Consider the following 22,340-nt stretch of genomic DNA (forward strand, 5'->3'; position numbering starts at 1 on the left):
TCGCCGATAACCAAAGCGGCCCGGCCGCAGTAGCCGGGCCCTCTTTCCGGGAGGTTTCCATCCATGGCCGACCTGCGCCGTCCCGAGCGGACCTTTACGATCCGCCAGCTCTGCAACGAATTCAAAGCCACGCCCCGCGCCCTGCGCTTCTACGAGGACAAGGGCCTGCTGAATCCGGCCCGCGAGGGCCTGAACCGCGTCTATTCCCACAAGGACCGCGTCCGCCTGCAGCTGATCCTGCGCGGCAAGCGCGTGGGCCTGTCGCTGTCGGAAATCCGCGAGCTGCTCGACCTCTATGACGAGAACGACGAAGGCGCGGCGCAGATGGCTCGCTCGCTCAAGAAGTTCCGCGAACGCGCCAACGCGCTCGAGCAACAGCGCGAAGACATCGACAACGCCCTGATCGAGCTGCGCGAGGCCTGCAATCGCCTCGAGAAGCGCCTCGCCGAAATCCGCCCCGACCTGCTGCCCCGCGCGGCCGACTACGAGCAGGTGCTGCGCGCCCGTCTCGACGGTCACGCGGAAGCGACGCTGGGCAAGTAAGACCGCTCACGACGCCGGCGTTCGACAAGACACGCCCCAATCGGCGTCCGCCTATCCGTTCCTCCTCCCGATCCTAGCCAGGACCGCTTCATGACCTATCAGCCGCCCGTTCGCGATCACGCCTTCATCCTGCGCGACGTGCTCAACATCGATCAGCACGGCGACCTGCCCGGCTTCTCGGACGCGCCGTTCGAGACCGTGGAGCAGATCCTCGAGGCCGCCGCCCAGTTTACCGGCGAGGTCCTGGCCCCGTTGAACGCGGTCGGCGACAAGGCCGGCTGCAAGCTGGATCCGGCGACCAACGTCGTCACCACGCCGCCGGGCTTCAAGAACGCCTACAAACAGCTGTGCGAAGGCGGCTGGACCGGCCTTGGCTCGGACCCCGCCTATGGCGGCCAAGGCTTGCCGCACGTCGTCAACCTGGCCTTCAGCGAGATGTCGAGCTCGGCCAACATGGCCTTCTCGATGTATCCGGGCCTGGCGCACGGCGCCTATTCGGCCATCCATACCGGCGGCACGGACGAGCAGAAGCAGGTCTATCTGCCCAAGATGGTCACCGGTGAATGGACCGGCACCATGAACCTGACCGAACCGCATTGCGGCACGGACCTGGGCCTGCTGCGCACCAAGGCGGTCCCGCAGGCCGACGGCAGCTATCGCATCACCGGCCAGAAGATCTGGATCTCGGCCGGCGAGCACGACATGTCGGACAACATTATCCACCTGGTGCTGGCCCGCATCGAAGGCGCCCCGGCCGGCGTGAAGGGCATCAGCCTGTTCATCGTGCCGAAGTTCTTCCCCAAGCCGGACGGCTCGGTCGGCGACCGCAACCAGGGCGTCAAGTGCGTCGGCCTGGAAGAGAAGATGGGCATTCACGGCAACGCCACCTGCGTCATGCAGTACGACGACGCCGAGGGCTATCTGATCGGCGAGGAGAATTCGGGCCTCAAGATCATGTTCGTCATGATGAACGAGGCCCGCCTGGGCGTCGGCATGCAGGGCGTGGCCCAAGGCGAAGCCGCCTACCAGGCCGCCGCCGCCTTCGCCAAGGACCGCCTGCAAGGCCGCTCGCTGACCGGCCCGAAGAACGCCGACGGCCCCGCCGATCCGATCATTGTCCACCCGGACGTCCGCCGAATGCTGCTGGAAAGCAGGGCCTTGATCGAAGGGGGTCGCGCCTTCCTGTTCTGGACCGCCCTGCACGGCGACCTGTCGCACGTCCATCCCGACGAGGCCGTCCGCGAAAAGTCCTCGGACTATATGGGCCTGATGACGCCGGTGCTGAAGGGCTACCTGACCGACAAGGGCTTCCAGGTCTGCTCGAACGCGGTGCAGGTGCACGGCGGCAGCGGCTTCACCGAGCACTTTCCGGTCAGTCAGTTCATGCGCGACTGCCGCATCGCTCTGATCTACGAGGGCACCAACGGCGTTCAAGCCCTGGACCTGGTCGGCCGCAAGCTGGCCTCCAAGGGCGGCCGCGCGGTCATGACCTTCTTCCAGGAAATCGACCAGTTCATCGGCGAGAACGATGGCGACGAGGCGCTGAAGCCCTTCATCGAAGCGCTGGCGGGCGTGAAGGCCCAGCTGCAGGACGGCACGATGTGGCTGATGCAGAACGGCCTGCAGAACCCCGACAACGCCGGCGCGGCCTCGACCGACTACATGCACCTCTTCGGCCTGACCGGCCTGGCGTACATGTGGGCGCTGATGGCCAAGGCGGCCAACGCCAAGATCGCGGCCGGCTCGTCCGACCCGTTCTTCACGACCAAGCTGGTCACCGGCCGCTACTTCATCGAACGCATCCTGCCCGACGCCGGGGCTCATCTGGCCAAGCTGAAGACCGGCTCGGCCACCTTGATGGCCCTGCCCGCGGAGGCCTTCTGATCATGGGCGTGCTCGCCGTCGAAAAACCCGCCTTCATGGCCGAGGAAGACATCGCGATCTTCGAGGACGCGGTGGGCAAGTTCTTCGACGAGCACGCCCCTGAATCCACGGTCGCGACTTGGCGCAAGAACCATTGCGTCGACCGCGACATGTGGACCAAGGCGGGAGCGGCCGGCCTGCTCGGCCTCTCCACGCCCGAAGAATACGGCGGGGCCGGCGGCGACTATCGGCACGAGGTCGTGCTGATGGACCAGTTGGGCAAGAAGGGCGTCGATGGCTTTGGCGCCAGCCTGCACAACGCCATCGTCATGCCGTACATCGTCCACTACGGCACGGAAGAGCAGAAGCGGCGCTGGCTGCCGCGCCTGGCCACCGGCGAGCTGGTCGGCGCCATCGCCATGACCGAGCCGGGCGCCGGTTCGGATTTGCAAGGCGTCAAGACCACCGCCAAGAAGGCCGGCAACCAGTACGTCCTGAACGGCTCCAAGACTTTCATCACCAATGGCCAGACCGCCAACCTGGTCATCGTGGTCGCCAAGACCGATGCGACTCTCGGGGCGCGTGGTGTGTCTTTGCTGGTTGTCGAAACCGATGGGACCGAAGGCTTCGAGCGCGGCCGCAACCTCGACAAGCTGGGTCACGAGGCCCAGGACACCTCGGAACTGTTCTTCAACGACGTGAAGATCCCCACCGAGAACCTGCTGGGCGTCGACGAGGGCCAGGGCTTCTTCCAGCTGATGGGCCAGTTGCCGCAGGAGCGGCTGAACATCGCCGTGCAGGGCATGGCGACGATCGAACGGGCCCTGGAGCTGACCATCGCCTACGTCAAGGAGCGCCAGGCGTTCGGTAGGGCGATCATCGACTTCCAGAATACCCAATTCGTCCTGGCCGAGTGCAAGACCGAGGCGACCGTGGCCAAGGTCTTCGTCAACCACTGCATCGGCCAGCATCTGGACGGCAAGCTGGACGCCGCCACCGCCTCGATGGCCAAGTACTGGGTCACGGACCTGGAGAACAAGATCGTCGACCGCTGCCTGCAGCTGTTCGGCGGCTACGGCTTCATGAACGAGTACCCGATCGCGCGCATGTACAAGGACAGCCGCGTCCAGCGCATCTACGGCGGCACGAACGAGATCATGAAACTTCTGATCGCGAGGACGCTGTGATCCTACTTCCGCTCATCGCCCTGCTGGCCGGCCCTGCCGCCGCTCAGCCGCCCGCGCAAGACGCCCGCTCGGCCGTGGTTTGCGTGCGCGCCGCCCCGGGGCCTCGTCCGCTGACCTTCTCCGGCGAGTTGGTCGGCAAGCGACCGCAGCCGGGCGCATTCAAGCTGCCGCTGCAGCCGCCGGGCAAGGACGTCTGCCAGACCCTGCTGCGCTCCAAGATCGCCGAGTGGAAGCTGGAGGTCACGACCTCGGGCTTCACCGCCTGCTCGCTGCCGCCGCCTGAGTTCGGTTCGCGCCTCTACTACCGCGCCAAGGCCTCGGCCCGCGGCCTGGCGTGCGAGCCCATCGGCAAGTACCCGATCGGCAACTGGAAACAATAACGGCGCGCCGGCTTCCCCGGCCGCCGATCAACGACACGAACAACGCTTCGCAGGAAGGAGCCAGTCCATGGCTGACGCTTACATCTACGACACCGTGCGCACACCGCGCGGCAAGGGCAAGAAGGACGGCTCTCTGCACGAGATCACCGCCCTGTCGCTGGCCACCCAGGTCCTGGAAGCCCTGCGCGACCGAAACGGCCTGGACACCTCCAAGGTCGACGACGTCGTCCTGGGCTGCGTGGCTCCGGTCGGCGAGCAAGGCAGCGACATCGCCCGCACCGCCGTCCTGACCGCCGACTACGCCGAGAGCGTCGCTGGCGTGCAGATCAACCGCTTCTGCGCCTCGGGTCTGGAAGCCGTGAACATGGCCGCCGCCAAGGTCGCTTCGGGCGAGGCCAATCTCGCCATCGGCGGCGGTGTCGAAAGCATGAGCCGCGTGCCGATGGGCAGCGACGGCGGCGCCTGGCCAACCGACCCGTCCTCGGCCTTCAAGACCTATTTCGCCCCGCAAGGCGTTTCGGCCGACCTGATCGCCACCCTCTATGGCTTCAGCCGCGACGACGTCGACGCCTATGCCGTCGAGAGCCAGAAGCGCGCCGCGGCCTCGTGGGCCGATGGGCGCTTCAAGAAGTCGGTCGTGCCGGTGAAGGACCAGCTGGGTCTGACCATCCTGGACCACGACGAAACCGTGCGCGGCGCGACCACCATGCAGACCCTGGCCTCGCTGAACGCCTCGTTCACCGGCATGGGCGAAATGGCCTTCGACGCGGTGGTCACCCAGCGCTATCCGCAGGTGGAAAAGGTCAATCACGTCCACCACGCCGGCAACAGCTCGGGCATTGTCGACGGCGCCGCCGGCGTGCTGATCGGCACCAAGGAAATGGGCGAGGCCCTGGGCCTGAAGCCCCGCGCCCGCATCAAGGGCGCGGCCTCGATCGGCTCGGAGCCTTCGATCATGCTGACCGGACCCTCGCTGGTCACCGAGAAGCTGCTCAAGCGGCTCGGCATGGAGGTCAAGGACATCGACCTCTACGAGCTGAACGAAGCCTTCGCCGCCGTCGTGCTGCGCATGATGCAGGCGCTCGACATCCCGCACGACAAGATGAACGTGAACGGCGGCGCCATCGCCATGGGCCACCCGTTGGGCGCCACCGGCGCGATGATCCTGGGCACCGTCCTCGATGAGCTGGAGCGCTCGGACAAGGAAACCGCCCTGATCACCCTGTGCGTCGGCGCCGGCATGGGCACCGCCACAGTCATCGAACGCGTCTGATTTAACCTGTCATCCCGGACGGCCCGAAGGGCCGATCCGGGACCGCCGGAAGCTCTGAGCTTGCCGCGGTCCCGGCTCTCCGCTGCGCTACGGCCGGGATGGCATCGAATTCTGAGGAAGAATCCCCATGGAAAACTTCAAGATCGAGGTCGATTCCGACGGCGTGGCCCTGGTCACCTTCGACGTGCCCGGCCGTTCGATGAACACCCTGACCGCTTCGGTCATCAAGGAAATCGGCGAGGTGGTCGAGACCATCAAGTCGGACGCGGCCATCAAGGGCGCGGTCATCACCTCGGGCAAGACGACCGGCTTCTGCGCCGGCGCCGACCTGGGTGAACTGGGCGGGGCCGAGGGCGGCCCAAATGGCCTTGCGGGGGGCGGCGACCTGAAGGCGACCTTCGACGCCGGCTTCGCCCTGAACAAGGCGTTCCGCGCCCTGGAAACCTGCGGCAAGCCGGTCGCCGCGGCGATCAACGGCCTGGCCATGGGCGGCGGTCTTGAGATGACGCTCGCCTGTCACTATCGCGTCGTGGCCGACAATCCGAAGATCCAGTTGGCCCTGCCAGAGGCCAAGGTCGGCCTGCTGCCTGGCGCCGGCGGCACCCAGCGTCTGCCGCGCCTGATGGGCGTGATGGCCGCCGCGCCGTACCTGCTGGAAGGCAAGTCGATGAAGCCGGCCGAGGCCCTGGGCTTCAAGGTCGTCCACGAGGTCGTCCCGGCCGGGACCGAAGTCGAGGCCGCCAAGACCTGGGTCAAGACCAAGGGTGACGCCGTCGCGCCGTGGGACAAGAAGGACTTCAAACTGCCTGGCGGCGGCCCCTACACCCCGACCGGCAGCCAGGTCTTCATCATGGGCAACGCCATGCTGCGCAAGCAGACCTATGGCAATTATCCCGCCCAGCTGAACATCATGAAGGCGGTCTATGAAGGCCTGCAGGTGCCGTTCGACGCGGCCATCCGCATCGAGACTCGCTACTTCCTGAAGACGATGATGTCGCCCCAGGCCAAGGGCATGATCCGCACCCTGTTCCTGTCGCTGCAGGAGCTGGGCAAGGGTTCGGGCCGTCCGGCCAATGTCCCGCACTACGACGTCAAGAAGGTCGCCGTCCTGGGCGCCGGCATGATGGGCGCGGGCGTCGCCTATGTCCAAGCCATGGCCGGCATCGAGACCGTCCTGATCGACCAGACCCAGGAAGCCGCCGACAAGGGCAAGAGCTACGCCGAGGGCCTGGTCAAGAAGGCCGTATCGCGTGGGAAGATGACCCAGGAGAAGGGTGACGCCATTCTCGCCCTGATCCACCCGACCGCCGACTACGATCAGGTCAAGGGCAGCGACCTCGTCATCGAGGCCGTGTTCGAGAACCGCGAGGTCAAGGCCGAGGTGACCAAGAAGGCCGAGGCCCAGCTGGCCGACACCGCCATCTTCGGCTCCAACACCTCGACCTTGCCGATCACCGGCCTGGCCAAGGCCTCGGTTCGTCCGGCTTCGTTCATCGGCATCCACTTCTTCTCGCCGGTCGACAAGATGGGCCTGGTCGAGATCATCATGGGCGAACAAACCTCGCAGGAGGCCCTCGCCAAGTCGATCGACTACGTCCTGAAGATCAAGAAGACCCCGATCGTCGTCAACGACAGCCGCGGCTTCTACACGTCGCGCTGCTTCGGCACCTTCGTGCAGGAAGGCCTGGAAATGATGGCCGAGGGCATCGCGCCCGCCATCATCGACAATGTCGGCCGCGCCACCGGCATGCCGCGCGGCCCGCTGGAGATGAACGACGACGTCGCCCTGGACCTCTCCTACAAGATTGGCGAACAGACCAAGAAGGACCTCGGCGACAAGTACGAAGAGCGTCCGTTCGCTCCGGTTCTGGAGAAGATGGTCGTCGAGCTGGGCCGTCTGGGCCGCAAGAACGGCAAGGGCTTCTACGACTATCCGGAAGGCGGCCAAAAGACCCTGTGGAAGGGCCTCGCCGACCTCGCCCCGGTGACGACCACCGACGCCGACCAGGCGCTGATCCAGGAGATCCGCACCCGCCTGCTCTACCGTCAGGCCGTCGAGGCCGCGCGCTGCTTCGAGGAAGGCGTCGTCGTCGATCCGCGCGAAGCCGATGTCGGCGCCATCCTGGGCTGGGGCTTCGCGCCCTGGACCGGCGGCCCGATCAGCCTGATCGACGGCCTTGGTACAAAGGCCTTCGTCGAGACCTGCGACCGCCTGGCTCAGCAGTACGGCAAGCGCTTCGCGCCGCCGGCCCTGCTGCGTGAAATGGCCGAGAAGGGCGAGACCTTCTATGGCCGCTTCGGCGTCAAGGAGAAGGCGGCGGCATAGGCTCCGACTTCATCGCCGAAACAAGGAAGGGGCCTGGCGGCGACGCCGGGCCCTTTTTTCATCCGAGATGGCCACGCTTGCGCCGCATCCCACGGCTACCGACATCTCGGCGCGGGGCGCCCGGAGGCAGTATGAGTACGGCGATCGCCAGCGGAACTTGGCGACGGCCCACGCGGCGGGATCTGGCGATCCTGGCCCTGGCAACGGCCGCCCACGTCGTGGTGCTGCTGGCCTTGGTTTCTGGCGCGCACTGGATGCCGCAGTTGGTCGAGCCGCCGGTCATCGAGGCGGAATTACTGGACGCGCCCCCGAACCGCGCCGCCGCGCCGCCGACGCCTGCGCCGGTTGCACCCACCCGGACCGTCCGCAATCTTCCGACGCCGCCGCCACCGGTCAGCGTTCCGGCTTCGCCCGCTGCGAAACCGACGGGCCCTCCCGCCATCGTCGCCCCGCCCGGCTTCACCGCCCGCAAGCTGGTCGAGGAGAGCGACGCCACCCGCGAAAGCCTGCGCGGCAGCCTGGGCTGTCGGCACGAGAAGACCGCGGCCCTGACCAAGGCCGAAAAGGCCGCCTGCGCCGAAGCCGACGGCCTGCGCTCGCGCACCGCCCCGATGTACGCGGCCATCGATCCGGACAAGAAGGCCGCCTTCGACGGCGACTGCGCCAAGGACGACGACTGGTGCCTCTACCGCATCGGCAAGGGCCCCTATCCGGGCATCTTCGCCCTGGGCAAGAAGAAGAAGCGCAAGGGCTGGGACGACTGACGCGCGGGCTAGGACTTGCTCACATCCATGCCCAGGGTCGGACCGATGCCATCGGGATGGTCGCCGAAATACTTGCCTTCGGTGTGTCGCCGCGCGACCGCCTCCAGGCGCTTGCGCAAACCTTCATCAAGCTGAAGCGTCGGCCCGTCCTCGGGATCCTCGCCCTCGTCCAGCGGGATCGAGGCGGCGATCACTTGCCGCAACCGCTCCCCAAACCGCGCGTCGTCGGCGGTTCCGGCCTCGGGGGGCGAATCGACAAAGGCCAGGACCTCCTCGAGCGCGGTTTCGTCGTCGACGCGATCGGCCATGCGAATCTCCTACGAGACTCGAACGGAACCCTGTCGCCGCAAGTTCCGGTTTTCGAATGAAGAAGGGAAGTGGTGCCGCCTAGGTGACTCGAACACCTGACCTACGCATTACGAATGCGTCGCTCTACCGGCTGAGCTAAGGCGGCCCACGAACGCTTCGGATCGGAACCCGGAGCGGAAGGAGCGCCTATTTAGCGGCGCGCGAGCCACTTGCCAAGCGCCGTCTTGCACCAGAATTACGACGGGGCGCCGGACCCCCCTCGGGCGGATCCGGAATCGGCGGAGCGTCGAACACGCCGGGGTCGTCGGGAATGGGCATCATGGCGCCGCCGGTCTCGGCCGCCCGGATGAACGGCGTCGATTCCGCATAGGCCGAGGGCAGCTCCGGCAGGTCGTTCATTGTCCGCTCGCGGCGCTCGTGCCGCGGATGGATCAGTTGGCCGGTCTCGGCGTAGCTGACCGCTAGGCGCGCCCAGTCCTCGCGCTGGTAGGCGAAGGCGCGGCCTTCCGGATCCAGGTCTGTCCAGTCCGGCTCCTGCGGCGCATCCACGCCGCGCGCGATCCAGGCTCGGGCTTCGTCGCCCTCGCCATTGGCGGCGGCCACGCGCGCCATCAAGCCGGCGAAGCGCGCCGTCGGGGCCTCCGCATCGAGCAGGCGAGCCGCGGCGCGGGCGGCGATCGGATCGCCGCCGACCAGGGCGCTCTCGACCCGCAGCATGCGGCTCTCGCGGGCTTCGGGCTTCATGGCGGCCAAGACGGCCAGGCGTTGGGCGCGAGCCTTGGGCGTCTCATTCGTCTTCAAGTCACGATAGGCCAGCCACAGGGCGGGATGCGGCTCGAGCTTCCAGGCTGTCTCGATCAGCTGGCCGGCCTTGGCGACCTTGCCGTCATCGGCGAGCAAGCGGGCGGCCATGACCACGCCCGGAGCGAAGTCGGGCTTCAGCTTCACCGACTGGGTGGCGAAGTCCAGCGCCTGGGCGCGGGCCTTGGGCTCCGAAGACTCCTCGAGGCTCGCCGCCGAAGCGGCCAGGAGCGCCGCGCGGCTGCGCTCGGCCACGGCCGGCGAGACGATCTTGCGCTCCAGGGCGCCGCGGACGAGGTCCAGCGCGGCAGCCCAGTCGCCGACCTCCAGTCGAGCCTCCAGCAAGGCGCTCCAGGCCCAGCGCGCGGTACGCGCCAGGCCGTAGGCGGTTTCGGCATGGCGGATGGCGGCCATCTTGTCGCCCTCGGCCTGGGCCGCGTGCATCAGGCCGCGCAGTCCCGCCAGACGCATCTCCGGGAAGCCGAGCATGGCGTTGTAGGCGCTCTTGGCCGCGCCTCGATCGCCGGCGGCTTCGGCGGCCTGGGCCGCGAGCACGCGGACCAGGGCCGGCGCGTCCTCGGCCAGTTCGGCCGACTTCTGGGCCAGGCGACGGGCTTCGGAGCCATCGCCGGCGGCGACCGCCAGGAAACCACGCGACAAGGCCTCAATGGCCTGTTTGCGCTTGGACTCGGCGCGGGCGCGAGCGGCGCGACGGGGCGCCTCGACGATCCAGATCACGCCGCGCCACAGCAGGGTGAACAGCAGGGCCGAGAACAGGGTCAGCAGCGCCGCCGTGGCCGCGGTCATCTCGATGCGCCAGCCCATCCACTCCAGCGCGGCGCGACCTGGCTCGCCGGTCAGGGCCAGGACGCCGACCGCGACGGCGGCCACCAGAAACAGGGCGAAGGCGACGCGGGTCATGGAGCAACCGGGGGGGCGACCTGGGGAGCCGTCCGCGACACGCGCGACAGGTCGGCGAGAGCATCGGCGCGCACGGCCGCGACATGGCGGTCGATCTCGATCCGCCGGTTGGCCGCGTTGATCCAAGGCGCCAGTACATCCCTCGCCGGGTCGGGAATGGCGTCCAGCGCCTGAACCGAGCCCTCGACGTCGCCCTCGTCGAGCAGGTTCTGGGCGCGGGCCAGCATGGCGTCGGGGGTCGTCCCCTTGGTTGAGCCGACATGGCGGATCGAGACGATGCTGGAGAGGGCGTAGCGGATCCGCGAGAACAGGTCCGCGTCCGCGCCGGGATTGCGCGCGGCGCTGGCGGCGCGGCCGGCCAGGTTCCCGAACTGCACGGCGAGGCCGGCGCGGGTCGGGGCGCCCAGACGCGCCAAGGGCTCCAACGCGCGCAGGTCTGGCGATGACGGCAGTACGCGCTCGAGACCGGCCAGTTCTTCCCCGAACGGCCGCGAGGTCCCAGCGGCCTCGGCCAGGGTGGAGACGGCCAGAGCGGCCGCGGCGGCGTCCGCCACGCTCTTCTGGCCGGTCTCCAGGGCGGTGATTCGGTCATCGAGGCGGTCGACGTCGGCCGCGGGCGGAGCAGTGGCCGTCTGGCCGCTCTCGACCGGCAAGGCCGAGCCGGTGGCGACACGATCGGCGACCGGACGCGGGCTGGGCGTCGCGGAGACCGCCCCATCCGCCGACTTGGCCTTGGCCGGGAATATCGTCGGACCGAAACGGGCGATGCTGGCCCCTAGGACCGCGCAAAGCACGCAGAGCACGAGCCAGATCCAGACGCCGGGGCCCATGACCCGTCGGCGGGCGTAGAGCGCCGGATCGCTGGGTGCGACGATTTCAGCGGGATCAGGAGCGACGTTCATGCGCCATTCGTGCCCCACGCCGCCGCGCTTCGCAACGTCGCGCTTAAGCCGAGAGCATCTCCAGGAGCGCGGATTCGTCCGGGCGCGGCGCGAAGGCCACGGACCCGAGTTCCCGCAGACCCAGCAGCGGCGCGGCTACGGCTTCGGACAGGCACAAGACGCGAAGACCCGGCGCGGGTCGTTGGCGCAGGATCGTCGCCAGCGCCCGGGCGGCGCGCGGCGAATGGAGAAGCGCCGTCAACGGACCATCGAGACGGGCCAGGGTCTCCGCCGATGGGGCGCGCTCGGTCGTTTCGTAGACGGCGACGCCCCTGGCCATCACGCCATGGCCACGCAGCAGGCCGACAAGATCGCCAGCTGGCGCCTTGGCGCCGGCCCAGAGCACCAGGCCCGAGGCGGAACGCGCGATCAGCCGGCCAAGGTCCTCGACATCGCCGTCGGCGCTGACGACGGAAACGAAGCCCGCCGCCTCGGCGGTCTTGGCCGTTGCGCGGCCGACCGCGAAGGCCGGCAGATCCCGCGCGTCGGACAGGCGGGCGAAGGCTTCGACGCCGTTGGCGCTGGTGAAGGCCAAGGCCGCGACGCGGGACAGGTCGATCTCGACGTCCAGCGCCTCGACCGTCAGAAGGGGATCGACCAGCGGCGTGAAGCCCAAGGCGACCACCCGATCGGCGGTGGCCAGGGCGCCGGGCCGGGCGCGGGTGATCCAGACCGGCGCGCCCTCGCCCATCGCCTATTCCGGCAGCAGGATGGCGTCGCCGCCCTCGGCGCGGACCTGGGCGCCCAGGTCCAGACCCAAGGCGCGCGCCTCGGCGACGTCGTCGGCGCCGGTGAGCGTGATCGCGCCGTGGCGGCGGAAGCGTTGCGAACCGTTCGGGGTCAGGGCCTCGACCACCATGGACAGGCGCGAACCGTCCAGCACGGCGCGGGCGCCGATGGCGGTGCGGCACGAGCCTTCCAGGGCGTAAAGAGCGCCCCGCTCGGCGGCGACGGCGATTGTCGTTTCGCGGCAACGAAGGGCGTCCAGCCAGGCGGCGTTCACGTCCTCGGCCCGAGTCTCGATGACCAGGGCTCCCTGACCGGGCGCGGGCGGGCAGGCGTCGGGATCCAGCCAGCTCTTGGCGACGTGACCCAGGCCCAGACGGTTCAGGCCCGACTGGGCCAACAGGATGGCGTCGGCTTCGCCGCGCTCCAGCTTGGCCAGGCGCGTGTCGACATTGCCGCGCAGCATGACGATCTCGAGGTCGGGCCGCACGTGCAGGGCCTGGGCCTGGCGGCGCAGCGACGCGGTGCCCAGGCGCGCGCCCCTGGGCAGGTCTTCGAGCCGCTCGCTGACATGGCTGATGAAGGCGTCGCGCGGGTCTTCGCGTTCCGGCGTCGCGGCCAGGACGAGGCCCGGCGGCAGCTCGGCCGGCATGTCCTTCAGCGAATGGACGGCGCAGTCGATCCGACCGTCCAGCAGGGCTTCCTCGATTTCCTTGGTGAACAGGCCCTTGCCGCCAATCTCCATCAGGCGGCGATCCTGAATCCGGTCGCCGGTGGTGACGATGGGGATCAGCGGGGCGGCGGCCTCGATTTCTTCCTGCGAAGCGCCCGCCGGAACGCCGAGCGCGGCGGCGATGCGGGCCTGCATCAGGCCCGACTGCGCCAGCGAAAGCTTGGAGCCGCGCGCGCCGATGCGGATGGGAGGTTGCCGGGACACGGTCGGAACGTTACCTGCGAGAACGAGATTTCATCTTCGCTGCTACAGGAGCGGCGGGAAGCCCGCAACCGAATGACCTTCCTTACGGATTCTGGCCCCACGCCCGTCGGGCTCACCATTCTCGGCCTGGAGACCAGCTGCGACGAGACCGCGGCCTCGGTCGTGCGCCGAGCCGAGGACGGGACGGTCACGGTGCTCTCCTCGATCGTCGGGACCCAGTTCGAACAGCACGCGCCGTTCGGCGGCGTGGTGCCCGAGATCGCCGCTCGCGCTCACGTGGAAGCGATCGACGCGATCGCCGCCGAAGCCATGCGCGCCGCGGGCCTCGATTTCGATGCGCTGGATGGCGTGGCCGCCACGGCCGGTCCTGGCCTGGTCGGCGGCGTGATGGTGGGGCTGGCGTTCGGCAAGGCCGTTTCGCTGGCGCGCGGCGTGCCGCTGGTCGCCGTCAACCATCTGGAAGGCCACGCGGTCTCGGCCCGCCTGGGCGCCGACATCGCCTATCCGTTCCTGTTGCTGCTGGTGTCCGGCGGCCATTGCCAGTTGCTGGAGGTCGCCGGCGTCGGGGCCTGCAAGCGCCTGGGCACCACGATTGACGACGCGGCCGGCGAGGCCTTCGACAAGATCGCCAAGAGCCTGGGCTTGCCCTATCCGGGCGGCCCTGCCCTGGAAGCGCTGGCCGTCGGCGGCGATGCGTCCCGCTACCCGCTGCCCCGCGCCCTGCTGGGCCGCAAGGATTGCGACTTCTCGTTCTCGGGCCTGAAGACCGCCGCCGCCCGCGTCGCCGAGACCCTGACCACCGACGACGAGCGCCGCGACTTGGCCGCTGGCGTCCAGGCCGCCATTGCCCGCCAGCTGTCAGAACGGGTGGATCGGGCGATGAAGCTCTACAAGGAAGGCCACGCCGACCAGGATCTGCGCTTCGTCGTCGCCGGCGGCGTGGCCGCCAATGGCGCGGTGCGCGCGGCCTTGCTGGCCGATTGCGAGAAGAACGGCTTTGCGTTCGCCGCGCCGCCGCTGGCCTACTGCACCGACAACGCCGCCATGATCGCCCTAGCCGGGGCTGAGCGGCTGGCGCTGGGGATCTTCGACGACCTCGACGCCGTCGCCCGGCCGCGCTGGCCGCTGGACGAGGCCGCGGCGTTGGCCAACCCCGCCAACGCATACGGCCGCAAGGGAGCCAAGGCATGAGCTACAAGCATGTTGGCGTCATCGGCGCGGGGGCCTGGGGCACGGCCTTGGCCCAGGTCTGCGCCCGGGCGGGCCTGGACGTCACTCTGCAGGCCCGCGAGACCGAGGTCGTCGCCTCGATCAACACCGCGCACGAGAACACGCTGTTCTTGCCGGGGATCGCCCTCGAACCGGCGATCCGGGCCGTGACCGACATGGCTGGGCTCGCGTCCTGCGACCTGATCCTCGCCGTCGCCCCCGCCCAGCACCTGCGTTCGGCCCTGGCGGCGCTGGCCCCGCACCTGAAACCCGGCGCGCCCGTGGTGCTCTGCGCCAAGGGCGTCGAGCAAGGCTCGCTGAAGCTGATGACCGAGGTGGCCGAGGAGACAATCCCTGGTGCGCCCCTCGCGGTGCTGTCGGGTCCGAGCTTCGCCGGCGAGGTGGCCCGCAGCCTGCCCACGGCCGTCACCCTGGCCTGCGAGGACGAAGCCCTGGGCCGCGCCATCGCCGAGGCGATCGCCACGCCGACCTTCCGTCCCTACATCGCCGGCGACCTGATCGGCGCCGAGGCCGGCGGGGCGGTGAAGAACGTTCTCGCCATCGCCTGCGGCATCGTCGAGGGCAAGGGCCTGGGCCGCAGCGCCCACGCCTCGGTGATCACCCGGGGCTTCGCCGAACTGACCCGCCTGGCCGTCGCCCTGGGAGCCAAGGCCGAGACCGTCGCCGGCCTGTGCGGCCTGGGTGACCTCGTCCTGACCTGCTCCAGTCCGCAGTCGCGCAACATGAGCGTCGGCCTGGCGCTGGGCCAAGGCATGACCCTGCAGGAGGCCCTGGCCGGCAAGCTGTCGGTGGCCGAGGGCGTCGCCTCCGCCCCCGCCGTCCGCGCCCTGGCCCGCAAGCTGGGCGTCGAAGTCCCGATCTGCGAGGCCGTCGCCGCCATCCTGTCCGGCGAAGTCGCCGTCGACGCCGCCATCGTCGGGCTGCTGTCGCGTCCCCTTAAATCCGAAACCTAAAGAGTAAGGATCCGCATGGCCCTCTTCGTCATCGTCTGCAAAGACAAGCCCGGCGCGTTGGACACCCGTCTGGCGACCCGTCCGACCCACCTGGATTATCTGAATGGATCCAAGCTGGTGAAGGCCGCGGGCCCGTTGTTGGACGACGCCGGCAGCCCGATCGGCTCGCTGCTGATCATCGAGGCCGAGGACAAGGCCGCCGTCCAGGCCCTGCTCGACAACGATCCCTATACCGCCGCTGGTGTCTTCGAGAGCGCCGAGGTCCATCCGTGGCGCGTGGGCGTCGGTTCGCTCTGAGCCGTTGCGCACCGATCCGGACAACCCCGCCCGCCCGCCGGCCGGCACGGTGCTCTGCGCGCTGGACGAGGTCCCCTCGCCCGGCGCGAAGGGTTTCCGCTGGCGCGAGGGCGATGCGATGTTCGCCGGCTTCGTGGTGCGCAAGGACGAGGTCGTGGTCGGCTATGTCGACAGCTGTCCGCATGCCGGCTGGCCCTTGGCGGGCTTCGCCGGCCGCTACCTCAGTCGCGAGAACGACCTGATCCTGTGCGCTGGCCACGCGGCCCTGTTCCGGATCGAGGACGGGGCCTGCGTCGCCGGTCCGTGCCCGGGCGACAAGCTCTTTCCCTGGCCCGTCGAGGTTCGCGAGGGTCAGATCGTCGTCGCTTGAGGATCTGACCCTTCCTTAAGACCTTTGGCCTAGCGTCCCCGGCAACTGACTGGAGGAGCGGGACCATGGCCGACGGGACCGACGTGAATTTCGACGCCGAACCGGTGACGCACCGCGGCGGCCTCGCCAAGCTGCGCTCGCTGACCAAGGTCAATCCGCGCCTGGCCACGAACCTCGCCAAGACCATGCTGGGCGGCCAGCGCGACCACGCGGTGGTCGACGCCTTCAATGCCCACGCCGAACAGGCCGGTTTCGAGTTCACCTCGACCTGGGCCAGCAACAATATCCCGTTCGTGGCGCCGCTACTGCGCGACTTCGCCGGCAAGCGCCCTGAAGGCGAAACCATCCGCTACATGGAAATCGGCGCCTACGAGGGCCGCAACCTGGCCTTCATGGACTGGCTGCTGCCCGAGCGCCTTGCCGTCACCGTGATCGATCCCTGGTTCGACGAGGCCCTGAACCCGGAAGAGAAATACCACGCGGTCGAGCCGCGCTTCCGTCGCAACATGGCCAAGTGCGGATTCAGGAGCCTCGACACCCACAAGGGCTTCTCGACCTACGTCCTGCCGCAGATGCTGGAACGCGGCGAACAGTTCGACCTGATCTATGTCGATGGCAGCCACACGGCCCTGGCCGTGCTGATCGACCTGTGCTTCTGCGCCAGCCTGCTCAGCGTCGGCGGCATGATGGTGCTGGACGACTATTGGCACGACATCAGCGAGATCGGCGGGCCGGGCGTGAAGCAGGCGGTCGATCAGTTCCACGCCGCTTTCGGCCGGTATTTCGAGATCGCCGCCGTCTATCGCCAGGTCGCCCTGGTCAAGACGACCGAGATCCCGCGCTAGAGCCCGTCAGCGACCCAATCCCCGGACTTGCCGCCAGTCTTTTCCAGAAGGCGCACGGCCTCGATGACCATGCCCTTCTCGGCCGCCTTGAGCATGTCGTAGATCGTCAGGCAGGCCACCGAAGCGGCTGTCAGGGCTTCCATCTCGACGCCCGTCGGACCCGTGGTCTTGACCCGCGCGGTCACGGCCAGCCCACCCTCGGCGGGTTCGACCTCGACAACCACCTTCGACAGCGCCAGCGGATGGCACAGCGGGATCAGATTTGATGTTTGCTTGGCGGCCATGACGCCGGCCAGCTCGGCTACCGCGCGGACATCGCCCTTGCGGCCCGAGCCCGACACCGCCAAGGCCAGGGTTTCGGGGCTCATCCGCACGAAGCCGCTCGCCACCGCCTCGCGCGCCGTCGCCGGCTTGTCCGAGACGTCGACCATGCGGGCCCGGCCCTGGCTGTCGATGTGGGTGAGCTTGCTCACGGCTCCAGCAGCCTCATTGTTCCAGTAGTCGCGGCATCAGCTCGACCATGTTGCAGGGCTTGTGGCGGCTGTCGAGCTGGGCGCTGATGATCTTGTCCCAGCCGTCCTTGACCGCGCCGTTGCTGCCCGGCAGGCAGAAGACGAAGACGCCGTCGATCAGTCCGGCCGTGGCCCGCGACTGCAGGGTCGAGAGACCCACGGTGGCGTAGGACACCAGGTGGAAGATCACCGAGAAGCCGTCGATCTTCTTGTCGAACAGCGGCTCCAACGCCTGGACCGTGACGTCGCGCCCGGTCAGGCCCGTACCGCCGGTGCTGATGATCGCATCCACCGCCTTGCTGTCGATCCAGTCGCGGACCTGGGCGCGGATCTGTTCGATGTCGTCGCGGATTACCGCCCGGCCCGCCAGTTCGTGGCCGGCGTCCTTGACCCGGTCGATCAGGATCTGGCCGGACGTGTCGGTCGTCTCGTCGCGGGTGTCGGAGACCGTCAAGATCGCCACGCGCACCGGCTTGAAGGGCAGTTCCGGCTTGATCCCGCCGCCCGGTTTCAGCACTGCGTCGGACATCCCGTCTCTCCCCGTCAATCCCAGCGTTTGGCGTCGGTCCTATCGCGGTCCGTCGGCTCGATCCAGCGCGCGCCGTCCGGGCCGTGCTCCTTCTTCCAGAAAGGCGCCCGGCTCTTCAGATAGTCCATCAGGAAATCGCAAGCCTCGAAGGCCTCGCGGCGGTGGCCCGCGGCGGTCGCCACGAACACGATCGCCTCGCCGGGCGCGATACGGCCGACCCGGTGGACGACATGGACGTCGTGCAAGCGGAAGCGCTTGGTCGCGACCTGAGCGATCTCGCCGATCGCGGCGTCGGTGAAGCCCGGATAGGCCTCCAGCTCGAGGGCGACCGCTTGGCCCTTCTCGGCCCGGGCCAGGCCCACGAACGTCGCCACCGCTCCGGTCTCCTCCCGGCCGACGCAGAAGGCGGTGACGAGCGCGCCGGGCTCGAACGGCTGATCGGTCAGGGTGACGGTCATCCGCCGCTCATCGGCGGCAGGAAGGCGACCTCGGTGAACGGCGAGAGCGCGGCCTCGCCCCGAACGATGGCCTTGTCAACCGCGACCTGGACGCCCGGCGCGGCGAGCGCCTCGCCCAGGCTCGGATCGGCGGCCGCCAGCACGCCGCGCAGACTGGAGAGGTCGAAGGCGTCGACGGCACGGTCTCGCCAGCCGGCCTGGTCGGCCAGGCGCCCGAACAGGAGGACGCGCGCCATATCAGCCGCCGGTCGTCGACATGTGCCGCGACACGGCGGGCCGGGCGGCGGCGATCTGGAAGTCGTGTCCCTGCGGCTTGGCTCCAATGGCCGCGAAGATCGCGTCCGTGAGCTGGGCGTCATTGGCGCCGCCGCGGATCACCGCCCGCAGGTCGCTGGCGTCATCCCGGCCCAGGCACGTGTGCAGCGTCCCGGTGCAGGTCAGGCGCACCCGATTGCAGGTGTCGCAGAAATTATGGCTCAGCGGGGTGATGAAGCCGAGCCGCCCGCCCGTCTCGGCAACACGGACATAGCGGGCCGGGCCGCCGGTCGTGTGATGACTGTCCTCCAGCGTCCAGAACGAAGCCAGATCGCGGCGGACGTCCTTCAGCGACAGGAACTGGTCGGTGCGGTCCTGGTCGACTTCGCCCAGGGGCATGGTTTCGATCAGCGTCATGTCGCAGCCGCGCGCGTGCGCCCACTGGATCAGGTCGGGGAGCTCGGCGGCGTTGTCGTTCTTCAGCGCCACGGCGTTGATCTTGACGGCGATACGAGCGCCCAGGGCGGCGTCGATCCCGGCGATCACCCGCGCCAGATCGCCGCCGCGCGTCAACGTCCGGAAGAGGTCGGGCTTCAGCGTGTCCAGCGAGACGTTGATCCGTCGCACGCCGTGACGGGCCAGGTCGGCGGCGTGGCGTTCCAGCTGGGTGCCGTTGGTGGTCAGGGTCAGTTCGTCCAGGGCGCCCGAGCGCAGGTGCCGCGACAGGCTTCCCACCAGCTCCATGAACCCCTTGCGCACCAGCGGCTCGCCGCCGGTGAGGCGCAGCTTGCGAACGCCCAAGCCGATGAAGGTCGAGGCCAGGCGGTCCAGTTCCTCCAGCGTCAGCACTTCGGCCTTCGGCAGGAAGGTCATGTGTTCGGACATGCAGTAGAGGCAGCGTAGGTCGCAGCGGTCGGTCACCGAAACGCGCAGATAGGTCACGGCGCGACCGAAACCATCGATCAAAACCGGGCCCGGCGAGCGGGGCGCGCTGATAACCGCTTGCGCGGGGCTGTCGTCATAAGGAGTCATGTCTGATTGTAAGAATAGGCGCTGGAACCCATGACGCAAAGCGATACGACGTCGCTGGAGGCGATCGTGCTGGCCGCCGGGCGCGGTGTCCGGTTCGGTGGCGGCAAACTTGTCGCCCCGTTCAACGGCGCGCCGCTGATCGCCGGCGCCCTGCTCACCGCGTTCCTGGCTCCCGTCCGGCGGGTTTTTGTGGCGATCGGGCCCGATCCGGCCGTGCGAAAGGCGGTGGAGACGACGGCGACGCGGCTGGTCGCCGCCGAACGCCTCGTTCTGGTTTCCGTCGAACACCTCGACGAGGGCGTGGGCGCCTCGCTGCGAACCGCCACCCAGGCCCTGCCGGACAGCGCCACGGGCGTGTTCGTTTTCCTCGGCGACATGCCGGCGATCGATCCCTCGACGCCCATGAGGCTGGCCCAGGCGCTGAGCAGCTCGGACGGGATCGTCGCTCCCAGCTTTCTGGGCCGGCGCGGCCATCCCGTCCTGTTCGGCGCGGCCTGGTTTCCCGCCCTACGCGCGCTGTCCGGAGACGAAGGCGCCCGCGCCCTCGTGGAGAGCGCGGGCGCCCGGCTGGCGCGGATTCCCGTCGAGGATCCGGGGATCCATCTCGATGTGGATCGACCCGAGGACCTCGCCCGCGCCATCGAAGGCCGCTGAATGACCGAACATCTCCCCGGATGTCCGGCCAACGGCCTTCGCCCGACCTTTAGTGCAAGGGTCCCTCACCCCCGGTCACGATACGTTTGATCTCGGCGATCAGACTGAGGGCGGTGGCGGAATCGCCACGCTCCTGCAGCGCCACCAGCTTGGGGATCAGGATCATCAGAATCCGGCGATTGTCCTCGCCGACCGCCGCGAAGCCACGCCGGAACTCGGCGAGATCCTCCTCGTCCGTGATCGCATCGACATCAGGATCGAACAGCGCCCTCATCGGCCCGTCTCCGGGCGCGGACGGTCAGCCACGTCGCGACCGCAAAGACCACGAGCTGCAAGACGGTCACGACGTTGTATGAGGCCGATCGGTTGTAGCCGTGAATGTCGCGGTCGACCAAGGCCATGAACGGAATGAGGAGGCCGACGATCGTCAAGGCGGCGAGCACGGCGCACCATATCCGTCGCCACCGCGTGGAGATCCAGACGAAGATCAGCGCGACGTTCGTATCGATGATCGAGATCGGATAGTTCATACCGTACCGGTCCCGATGCCCCGTCAGGGCCGAGAGCGCCCAGGCGATGATCATGACCGCAGCCGCCAACCTCAGCGGTCGATCGCCTTTCCAGAACGCCATGCCGCAGACGACGATCGCGGCCATGTAGAAGATGTAGGCCATCATATAGATGGTGTAGTCGAGCGGCGACTCGAACAAGCTCGGACCTCGATACGGGCAAAGCCTTGCCCAGCGGACGGTGCAGACCGCGCCCGATGGCGGCGCTCCTTTCCAAGGATGTCGCGCACGATCCTTTCACGCAAAGGAAAAACCGCCCAGCGACCGCCGCCGTGGTCGCGTTCAAGGCGGCATTCTCCTCGCCGGCTGGGTCGTCGAGATTAGGCTCGAATGGCGTCCTCATTGGCCCGTCTCCGGGCGCGGACGGTCAGCCAGACGGCCACGCAAAAGACCACCAGTTGCAGCCAGGCCGCGATGTTGTTGGCCGCGAGGCGGTTGTATTGGTGAATCTGGGGATCCACCACGCTCACGATCGGAATAATGACGATGACGATCGTCAAGGCCGCGAGCACGGCGCACCATAGCCGCCGCCACCGCATCGAAATCCAGACGAAGAGCAGCGCGACGTTCGTGTCGATGATCGTCACGGGATAGTCCAACGGGACGTCGGTCCCGATGCTGACCAGCGGCGAGAGCGCCCAGCTGACGATCAGGACCAAGGCCGCTAACCGCAAGGGGCGGTCGCCCTTCCAAAGCGTCACGCCGCTGACCACCAAGGCGAACAGGTAAGAGACGTATGGGACGAACATTTGGTATCGGGCTAGAACTTCCAAGCTCGAACCTCGATGCGAGCAAAGGCTTGCCTGGGGAGCGCCACGGAACACGGCCCGCGGTCGCGCTCCCTTCCGACGATGTAACGCACGATCTCTTCRTGCAAAGAAAATCCCGTCGCGCGGCCTGGGCCGCGCGTTTGACGCACACTGCGATGATGATGGTGGTGGTGGTTTCGGCGCTGCCGGTCAGCGATGGGTGATTCGCTGAACCGCCATGATGAACTCGTGCACACCGACCGCGACGACCGCCAACAGGACGGCGGTCAACGCCGTGATGCCCAGCACGAGGCCAAGCCATTGAAGATTGCTCAGCTCATGACGCCAGCCCTGTCGAGCGGGCGGTCGTCTGTCAGAAACGCCGTCGCCGCCAAGACCCGCAACAAGGTCTTCGAGGGAGACTCGCCGCTGGCCTGAGCCTTGCGCAGGGTCGACACCGCGTCCGACACCAGCGCCCCCCGTTCGGGCGTCCCCGCCAGCAAGGTCAGGCATTCCTCCAGCGAGCCCCAACTCGCTACGAAGAAGCTGGGGTTGGCCCGCTGGCTGGGCGCCAGATCCTGAGAATGATGTTCGTTCATGGCCCTTCCCGATCTCCCGATCAGGAAGCGGTGACTGTGGAACCTGGGCCAGATCGTCTGGTCGCTTACGGTAGTCATTACCGGGGTCGCCACCCTCCCAGGCCACGAAGGCTAGAGCCGCGTCGCGGCGGCTCATGCCCGACAGGCGGCGCCGTGCGCTGAGCACGTGCATCTCGACGGTCTTAGGGGAAAGGCCCAGCGCCCGCGCGATCTCCTTGGACTGGAGATGCGCGGCGATGAGCCGGAGGATCTCCCGCTCCCGGGGGGTAAGCTTCTCGAAAGCCGTACTGACGCGCTCGACCATGCCGACAAGATGA

At 68.3% G+C, this 22,340-nt stretch carries 27 protein-coding genes, 1 tRNA gene and 2 pseudogenes; 13 read left to right on the top strand and 17 right to left on the bottom strand.

Annotation, left to right across the window (positions count from 1 at the left end; translation table 11 throughout):
- Positions 1–63: 63 nt before the first annotated feature.
- The 5 genes from AC1DSO_RS09440 to AC1DSO_RS09460 all read left to right on the top strand — a co-directional run bounded on the left by AC1DSO_RS09440 (position 64) and on the right by AC1DSO_RS09460 (position 5,246).
- A complete protein-coding gene (locus AC1DSO_RS09440; protein ID WP_047413719.1) occupies positions 64–543 on the top strand; it encodes a MerR family transcriptional regulator in 480 nt (159 codons plus the stop codon).
- 90 nt (positions 544–633) lie between these two features.
- Positions 634–2,427: an acyl-CoA dehydrogenase C-terminal domain-containing protein gene (locus AC1DSO_RS09445; RefSeq protein ID WP_477068574.1), complete on the top strand. Its 1,794-nt coding sequence runs from the start codon at positions 634–636 to the stop codon at positions 2,425–2,427.
- 2 nt (positions 2,428–2,429) lie between these two features.
- Positions 2,430–3,593, top strand: coding sequence for an acyl-CoA dehydrogenase family protein (locus AC1DSO_RS09450; RefSeq protein WP_477068575.1), 1,164 nt, complete (start codon positions 2,430–2,432; stop codon positions 3,591–3,593).
- Positions 3,590–3,973 (top strand): hypothetical protein, encoded by a 384-nt coding sequence (locus AC1DSO_RS09455; protein ID WP_477068576.1) that lies wholly within the window; start codon positions 3,590–3,592, stop codon positions 3,971–3,973. Before AC1DSO_RS09450 ends, AC1DSO_RS09455 begins: the two co-directional genes overlap by 4 nt.
- 67 nt (positions 3,974–4,040) lie before the next feature.
- Positions 4,041–5,246 carry an acetyl-CoA C-acetyltransferase gene (locus tag AC1DSO_RS09460; protein ID WP_477068577.1) on the top strand — a complete coding sequence of 402 codons (1,206 nt, stop codon included), beginning with the start codon at positions 4,041–4,043 and terminating at the stop codon, positions 5,244–5,246.
- An 8-nt stretch (positions 5,247–5,254) separates the two neighbouring features.
- Here the strand turns inward: AC1DSO_RS09460 and AC1DSO_RS09465 are convergent.
- A pseudogene (locus tag AC1DSO_RS09465) lies at positions 5,255–5,356 on the bottom strand (hypothetical protein); the annotation flags it as partial.
- A gap of 17 nt (positions 5,357–5,373) precedes the next feature.
- Here AC1DSO_RS09465 and AC1DSO_RS09470 point away from each other — a divergent pair.
- Positions 5,374–7,572, top strand: a complete 2,199-nt coding sequence (locus AC1DSO_RS09470) for a 3-hydroxyacyl-CoA dehydrogenase NAD-binding domain-containing protein (protein ID WP_477068578.1) — start codon at positions 5,374–5,376, stop codon at positions 7,570–7,572.
- A gap of 131 nt (positions 7,573–7,703) precedes the next feature.
- A complete protein-coding gene (locus AC1DSO_RS09475) occupies positions 7,704–8,336 on the top strand; it encodes a hypothetical protein (RefSeq protein WP_477068579.1) in 633 nt (210 codons plus the stop codon).
- A gap of 8 nt (positions 8,337–8,344) precedes the next feature.
- On the opposite strand, the gene AC1DSO_RS09480 is transcribed toward AC1DSO_RS09475, so the two are convergent.
- From AC1DSO_RS09480 to hemC, 6 genes are all read right to left on the bottom strand, one after another.
- The gene (locus tag AC1DSO_RS09480) at positions 8,345–8,644 is read right to left on the bottom strand and encodes a hypothetical protein (protein WP_477068580.1); all 300 of its coding nucleotides are present in this window, start codon (positions 8,642–8,644) and stop codon (positions 8,345–8,347) included.
- Positions 8,645–8,714: 70 nt separating this feature from the next.
- A tRNA-Thr gene (locus AC1DSO_RS09485) sits at positions 8,715–8,790 on the bottom strand.
- A 41-nt stretch (positions 8,791–8,831) separates the two neighbouring features.
- Complete coding sequence (locus tag AC1DSO_RS09490; protein ID WP_477068581.1) at positions 8,832–10,367, bottom strand: heme biosynthesis HemY N-terminal domain-containing protein; 1,536 nt, start codon at positions 10,365–10,367, stop codon at positions 8,832–8,834.
- On the bottom strand, positions 10,364–11,269 hold the full coding sequence (locus AC1DSO_RS09495; RefSeq protein ID WP_477068582.1) for a COG4223 family protein: 906 nt from the start codon (positions 11,267–11,269) through the stop codon (positions 10,364–10,366). Before AC1DSO_RS09495 ends, AC1DSO_RS09490 begins: the two co-directional genes overlap by 4 nt.
- A gap of 43 nt (positions 11,270–11,312) precedes the next feature.
- A complete protein-coding gene (locus AC1DSO_RS09500; protein ID WP_477068583.1) occupies positions 11,313–11,999 on the bottom strand; it encodes a uroporphyrinogen-III synthase in 687 nt (228 codons plus the stop codon).
- 3 nt (positions 12,000–12,002) lie between these two features.
- Positions 12,003–12,971, bottom strand: a complete 969-nt coding sequence (hemC, locus tag AC1DSO_RS09505; RefSeq protein ID WP_477068584.1) for a hydroxymethylbilane synthase — start codon at positions 12,969–12,971, stop codon at positions 12,003–12,005.
- A 72-nt stretch (positions 12,972–13,043) separates the two neighbouring features.
- Between hemC and tsaD the strand changes: the two genes are divergently transcribed.
- The 5 genes from tsaD to AC1DSO_RS09530 all read left to right on the top strand — a co-directional run bounded on the left by tsaD (position 13,044) and on the right by AC1DSO_RS09530 (position 16,666).
- On the top strand, positions 13,044–14,162 hold the full coding sequence (tsaD, locus tag AC1DSO_RS09510) for a tRNA (adenosine(37)-N6)-threonylcarbamoyltransferase complex transferase subunit TsaD (RefSeq protein WP_477068585.1): 1,119 nt from the start codon (positions 13,044–13,046) through the stop codon (positions 14,160–14,162).
- Positions 14,159–15,154 carry an NAD(P)H-dependent glycerol-3-phosphate dehydrogenase gene (locus AC1DSO_RS09515; RefSeq protein ID WP_477068586.1) on the top strand — a complete coding sequence of 332 codons (996 nt, stop codon included), beginning with the start codon at positions 14,159–14,161 and terminating at the stop codon, positions 15,152–15,154. Before tsaD ends, AC1DSO_RS09515 begins: the two co-directional genes overlap by 4 nt.
- A gap of 15 nt (positions 15,155–15,169) precedes the next feature.
- Positions 15,170–15,451 (top strand): YciI family protein, encoded by a 282-nt coding sequence (locus AC1DSO_RS09520; protein ID WP_477068587.1) that lies wholly within the window; start codon positions 15,170–15,172, stop codon positions 15,449–15,451.
- A gap of 4 nt (positions 15,452–15,455) precedes the next feature.
- The gene (locus AC1DSO_RS09525; RefSeq protein WP_477068588.1) at positions 15,456–15,821 is read left to right on the top strand and encodes a Rieske (2Fe-2S) protein; all 366 of its coding nucleotides are present in this window, start codon (positions 15,456–15,458) and stop codon (positions 15,819–15,821) included.
- 65 nt (positions 15,822–15,886) lie between these two features.
- Complete coding sequence (locus tag AC1DSO_RS09530; protein ID WP_477068589.1) at positions 15,887–16,666, top strand: class I SAM-dependent methyltransferase; 780 nt, start codon at positions 15,887–15,889, stop codon at positions 16,664–16,666.
- Here the strand turns inward: AC1DSO_RS09530 and moaC are convergent.
- The 5 genes from moaC to moaA are packed head-to-tail and all read right to left on the bottom strand — an operon-like array spanning position 16,663 to position 19,452.
- A complete protein-coding gene (gene moaC / locus AC1DSO_RS09535) occupies positions 16,663–17,139 on the bottom strand; it encodes a cyclic pyranopterin monophosphate synthase MoaC (RefSeq protein ID WP_477068590.1) in 477 nt (158 codons plus the stop codon). The two genes, AC1DSO_RS09530 and moaC, sit on opposite strands and share 4 nt — an antisense overlap.
- 13 nt (positions 17,140–17,152) lie before the next feature.
- The gene (moaB, locus tag AC1DSO_RS09540; RefSeq protein ID WP_477068591.1) at positions 17,153–17,707 is read right to left on the bottom strand and encodes a molybdenum cofactor biosynthesis protein B; all 555 of its coding nucleotides are present in this window, start codon (positions 17,705–17,707) and stop codon (positions 17,153–17,155) included.
- Between the two features lie 14 nt (positions 17,708–17,721).
- On the bottom strand, positions 17,722–18,165 hold the full coding sequence (locus AC1DSO_RS09545; RefSeq protein ID WP_477068592.1) for a molybdenum cofactor biosynthesis protein MoaE: 444 nt from the start codon (positions 18,163–18,165) through the stop codon (positions 17,722–17,724).
- Positions 18,162–18,401 carry a MoaD/ThiS family protein gene (locus tag AC1DSO_RS09550; RefSeq protein WP_477068593.1) on the bottom strand — a complete coding sequence of 80 codons (240 nt, stop codon included), beginning with the start codon at positions 18,399–18,401 and terminating at the stop codon, positions 18,162–18,164. The genes AC1DSO_RS09545 and AC1DSO_RS09550 overlap by 4 nt, the downstream gene beginning before the upstream one ends.
- 1 nt (position 18,402) lies before the next feature.
- On the bottom strand, positions 18,403–19,452 hold the full coding sequence (gene moaA / locus AC1DSO_RS09555) for a GTP 3',8-cyclase MoaA (protein ID WP_477068594.1): 1,050 nt from the start codon (positions 19,450–19,452) through the stop codon (positions 18,403–18,405).
- A gap of 30 nt (positions 19,453–19,482) precedes the next feature.
- Here moaA and AC1DSO_RS09560 point away from each other — a divergent pair, with 30 nt between their 5' ends.
- Positions 19,483–20,106, top strand: a complete 624-nt coding sequence (locus AC1DSO_RS09560; protein WP_477068595.1) for a nucleotidyltransferase family protein — start codon at positions 19,483–19,485, stop codon at positions 20,104–20,106.
- A 49-nt stretch (positions 20,107–20,155) separates the two neighbouring features.
- Here AC1DSO_RS09560 and AC1DSO_RS09565 read toward each other — a convergent pair whose 3' ends face one another.
- The 5 genes and pseudogenes from AC1DSO_RS09565 to AC1DSO_RS09585 form a co-directional block, all read right to left on the bottom strand.
- Complete coding sequence (locus AC1DSO_RS09565) at positions 20,156–20,380, bottom strand: hypothetical protein (RefSeq protein ID WP_477068596.1); 225 nt, start codon at positions 20,378–20,380, stop codon at positions 20,156–20,158.
- The gene (locus tag AC1DSO_RS09570) at positions 20,358–20,816 is read right to left on the bottom strand and encodes a hypothetical protein (RefSeq protein ID WP_477068597.1); all 459 of its coding nucleotides are present in this window, start codon (positions 20,814–20,816) and stop codon (positions 20,358–20,360) included. Before AC1DSO_RS09570 ends, AC1DSO_RS09565 begins: the two co-directional genes overlap by 23 nt.
- Positions 20,817–20,995: 179 nt before the next feature.
- The gene (locus AC1DSO_RS09575) at positions 20,996–21,424 is read right to left on the bottom strand and encodes a hypothetical protein (protein ID WP_477068598.1); all 429 of its coding nucleotides are present in this window, start codon (positions 21,422–21,424) and stop codon (positions 20,996–20,998) included.
- Positions 21,425–21,756: 332 nt separating this feature from the next.
- Entirely contained in the window at positions 21,757–22,023 is a 267-nt protein-coding gene (locus tag AC1DSO_RS09580; protein WP_477068599.1) for a hypothetical protein, read from the bottom strand.
- A gap of 124 nt (positions 22,024–22,147) precedes the next feature.
- Positions 22,148–22,327, bottom strand: a pseudogene (locus AC1DSO_RS09585) (LuxR C-terminal-related transcriptional regulator); the annotation flags it as partial.
- Positions 22,328–22,340 lie beyond the last annotated feature (13 nt).

The organism is Caulobacter sp. P4_E5 (genome assembly GCF_056401555.1).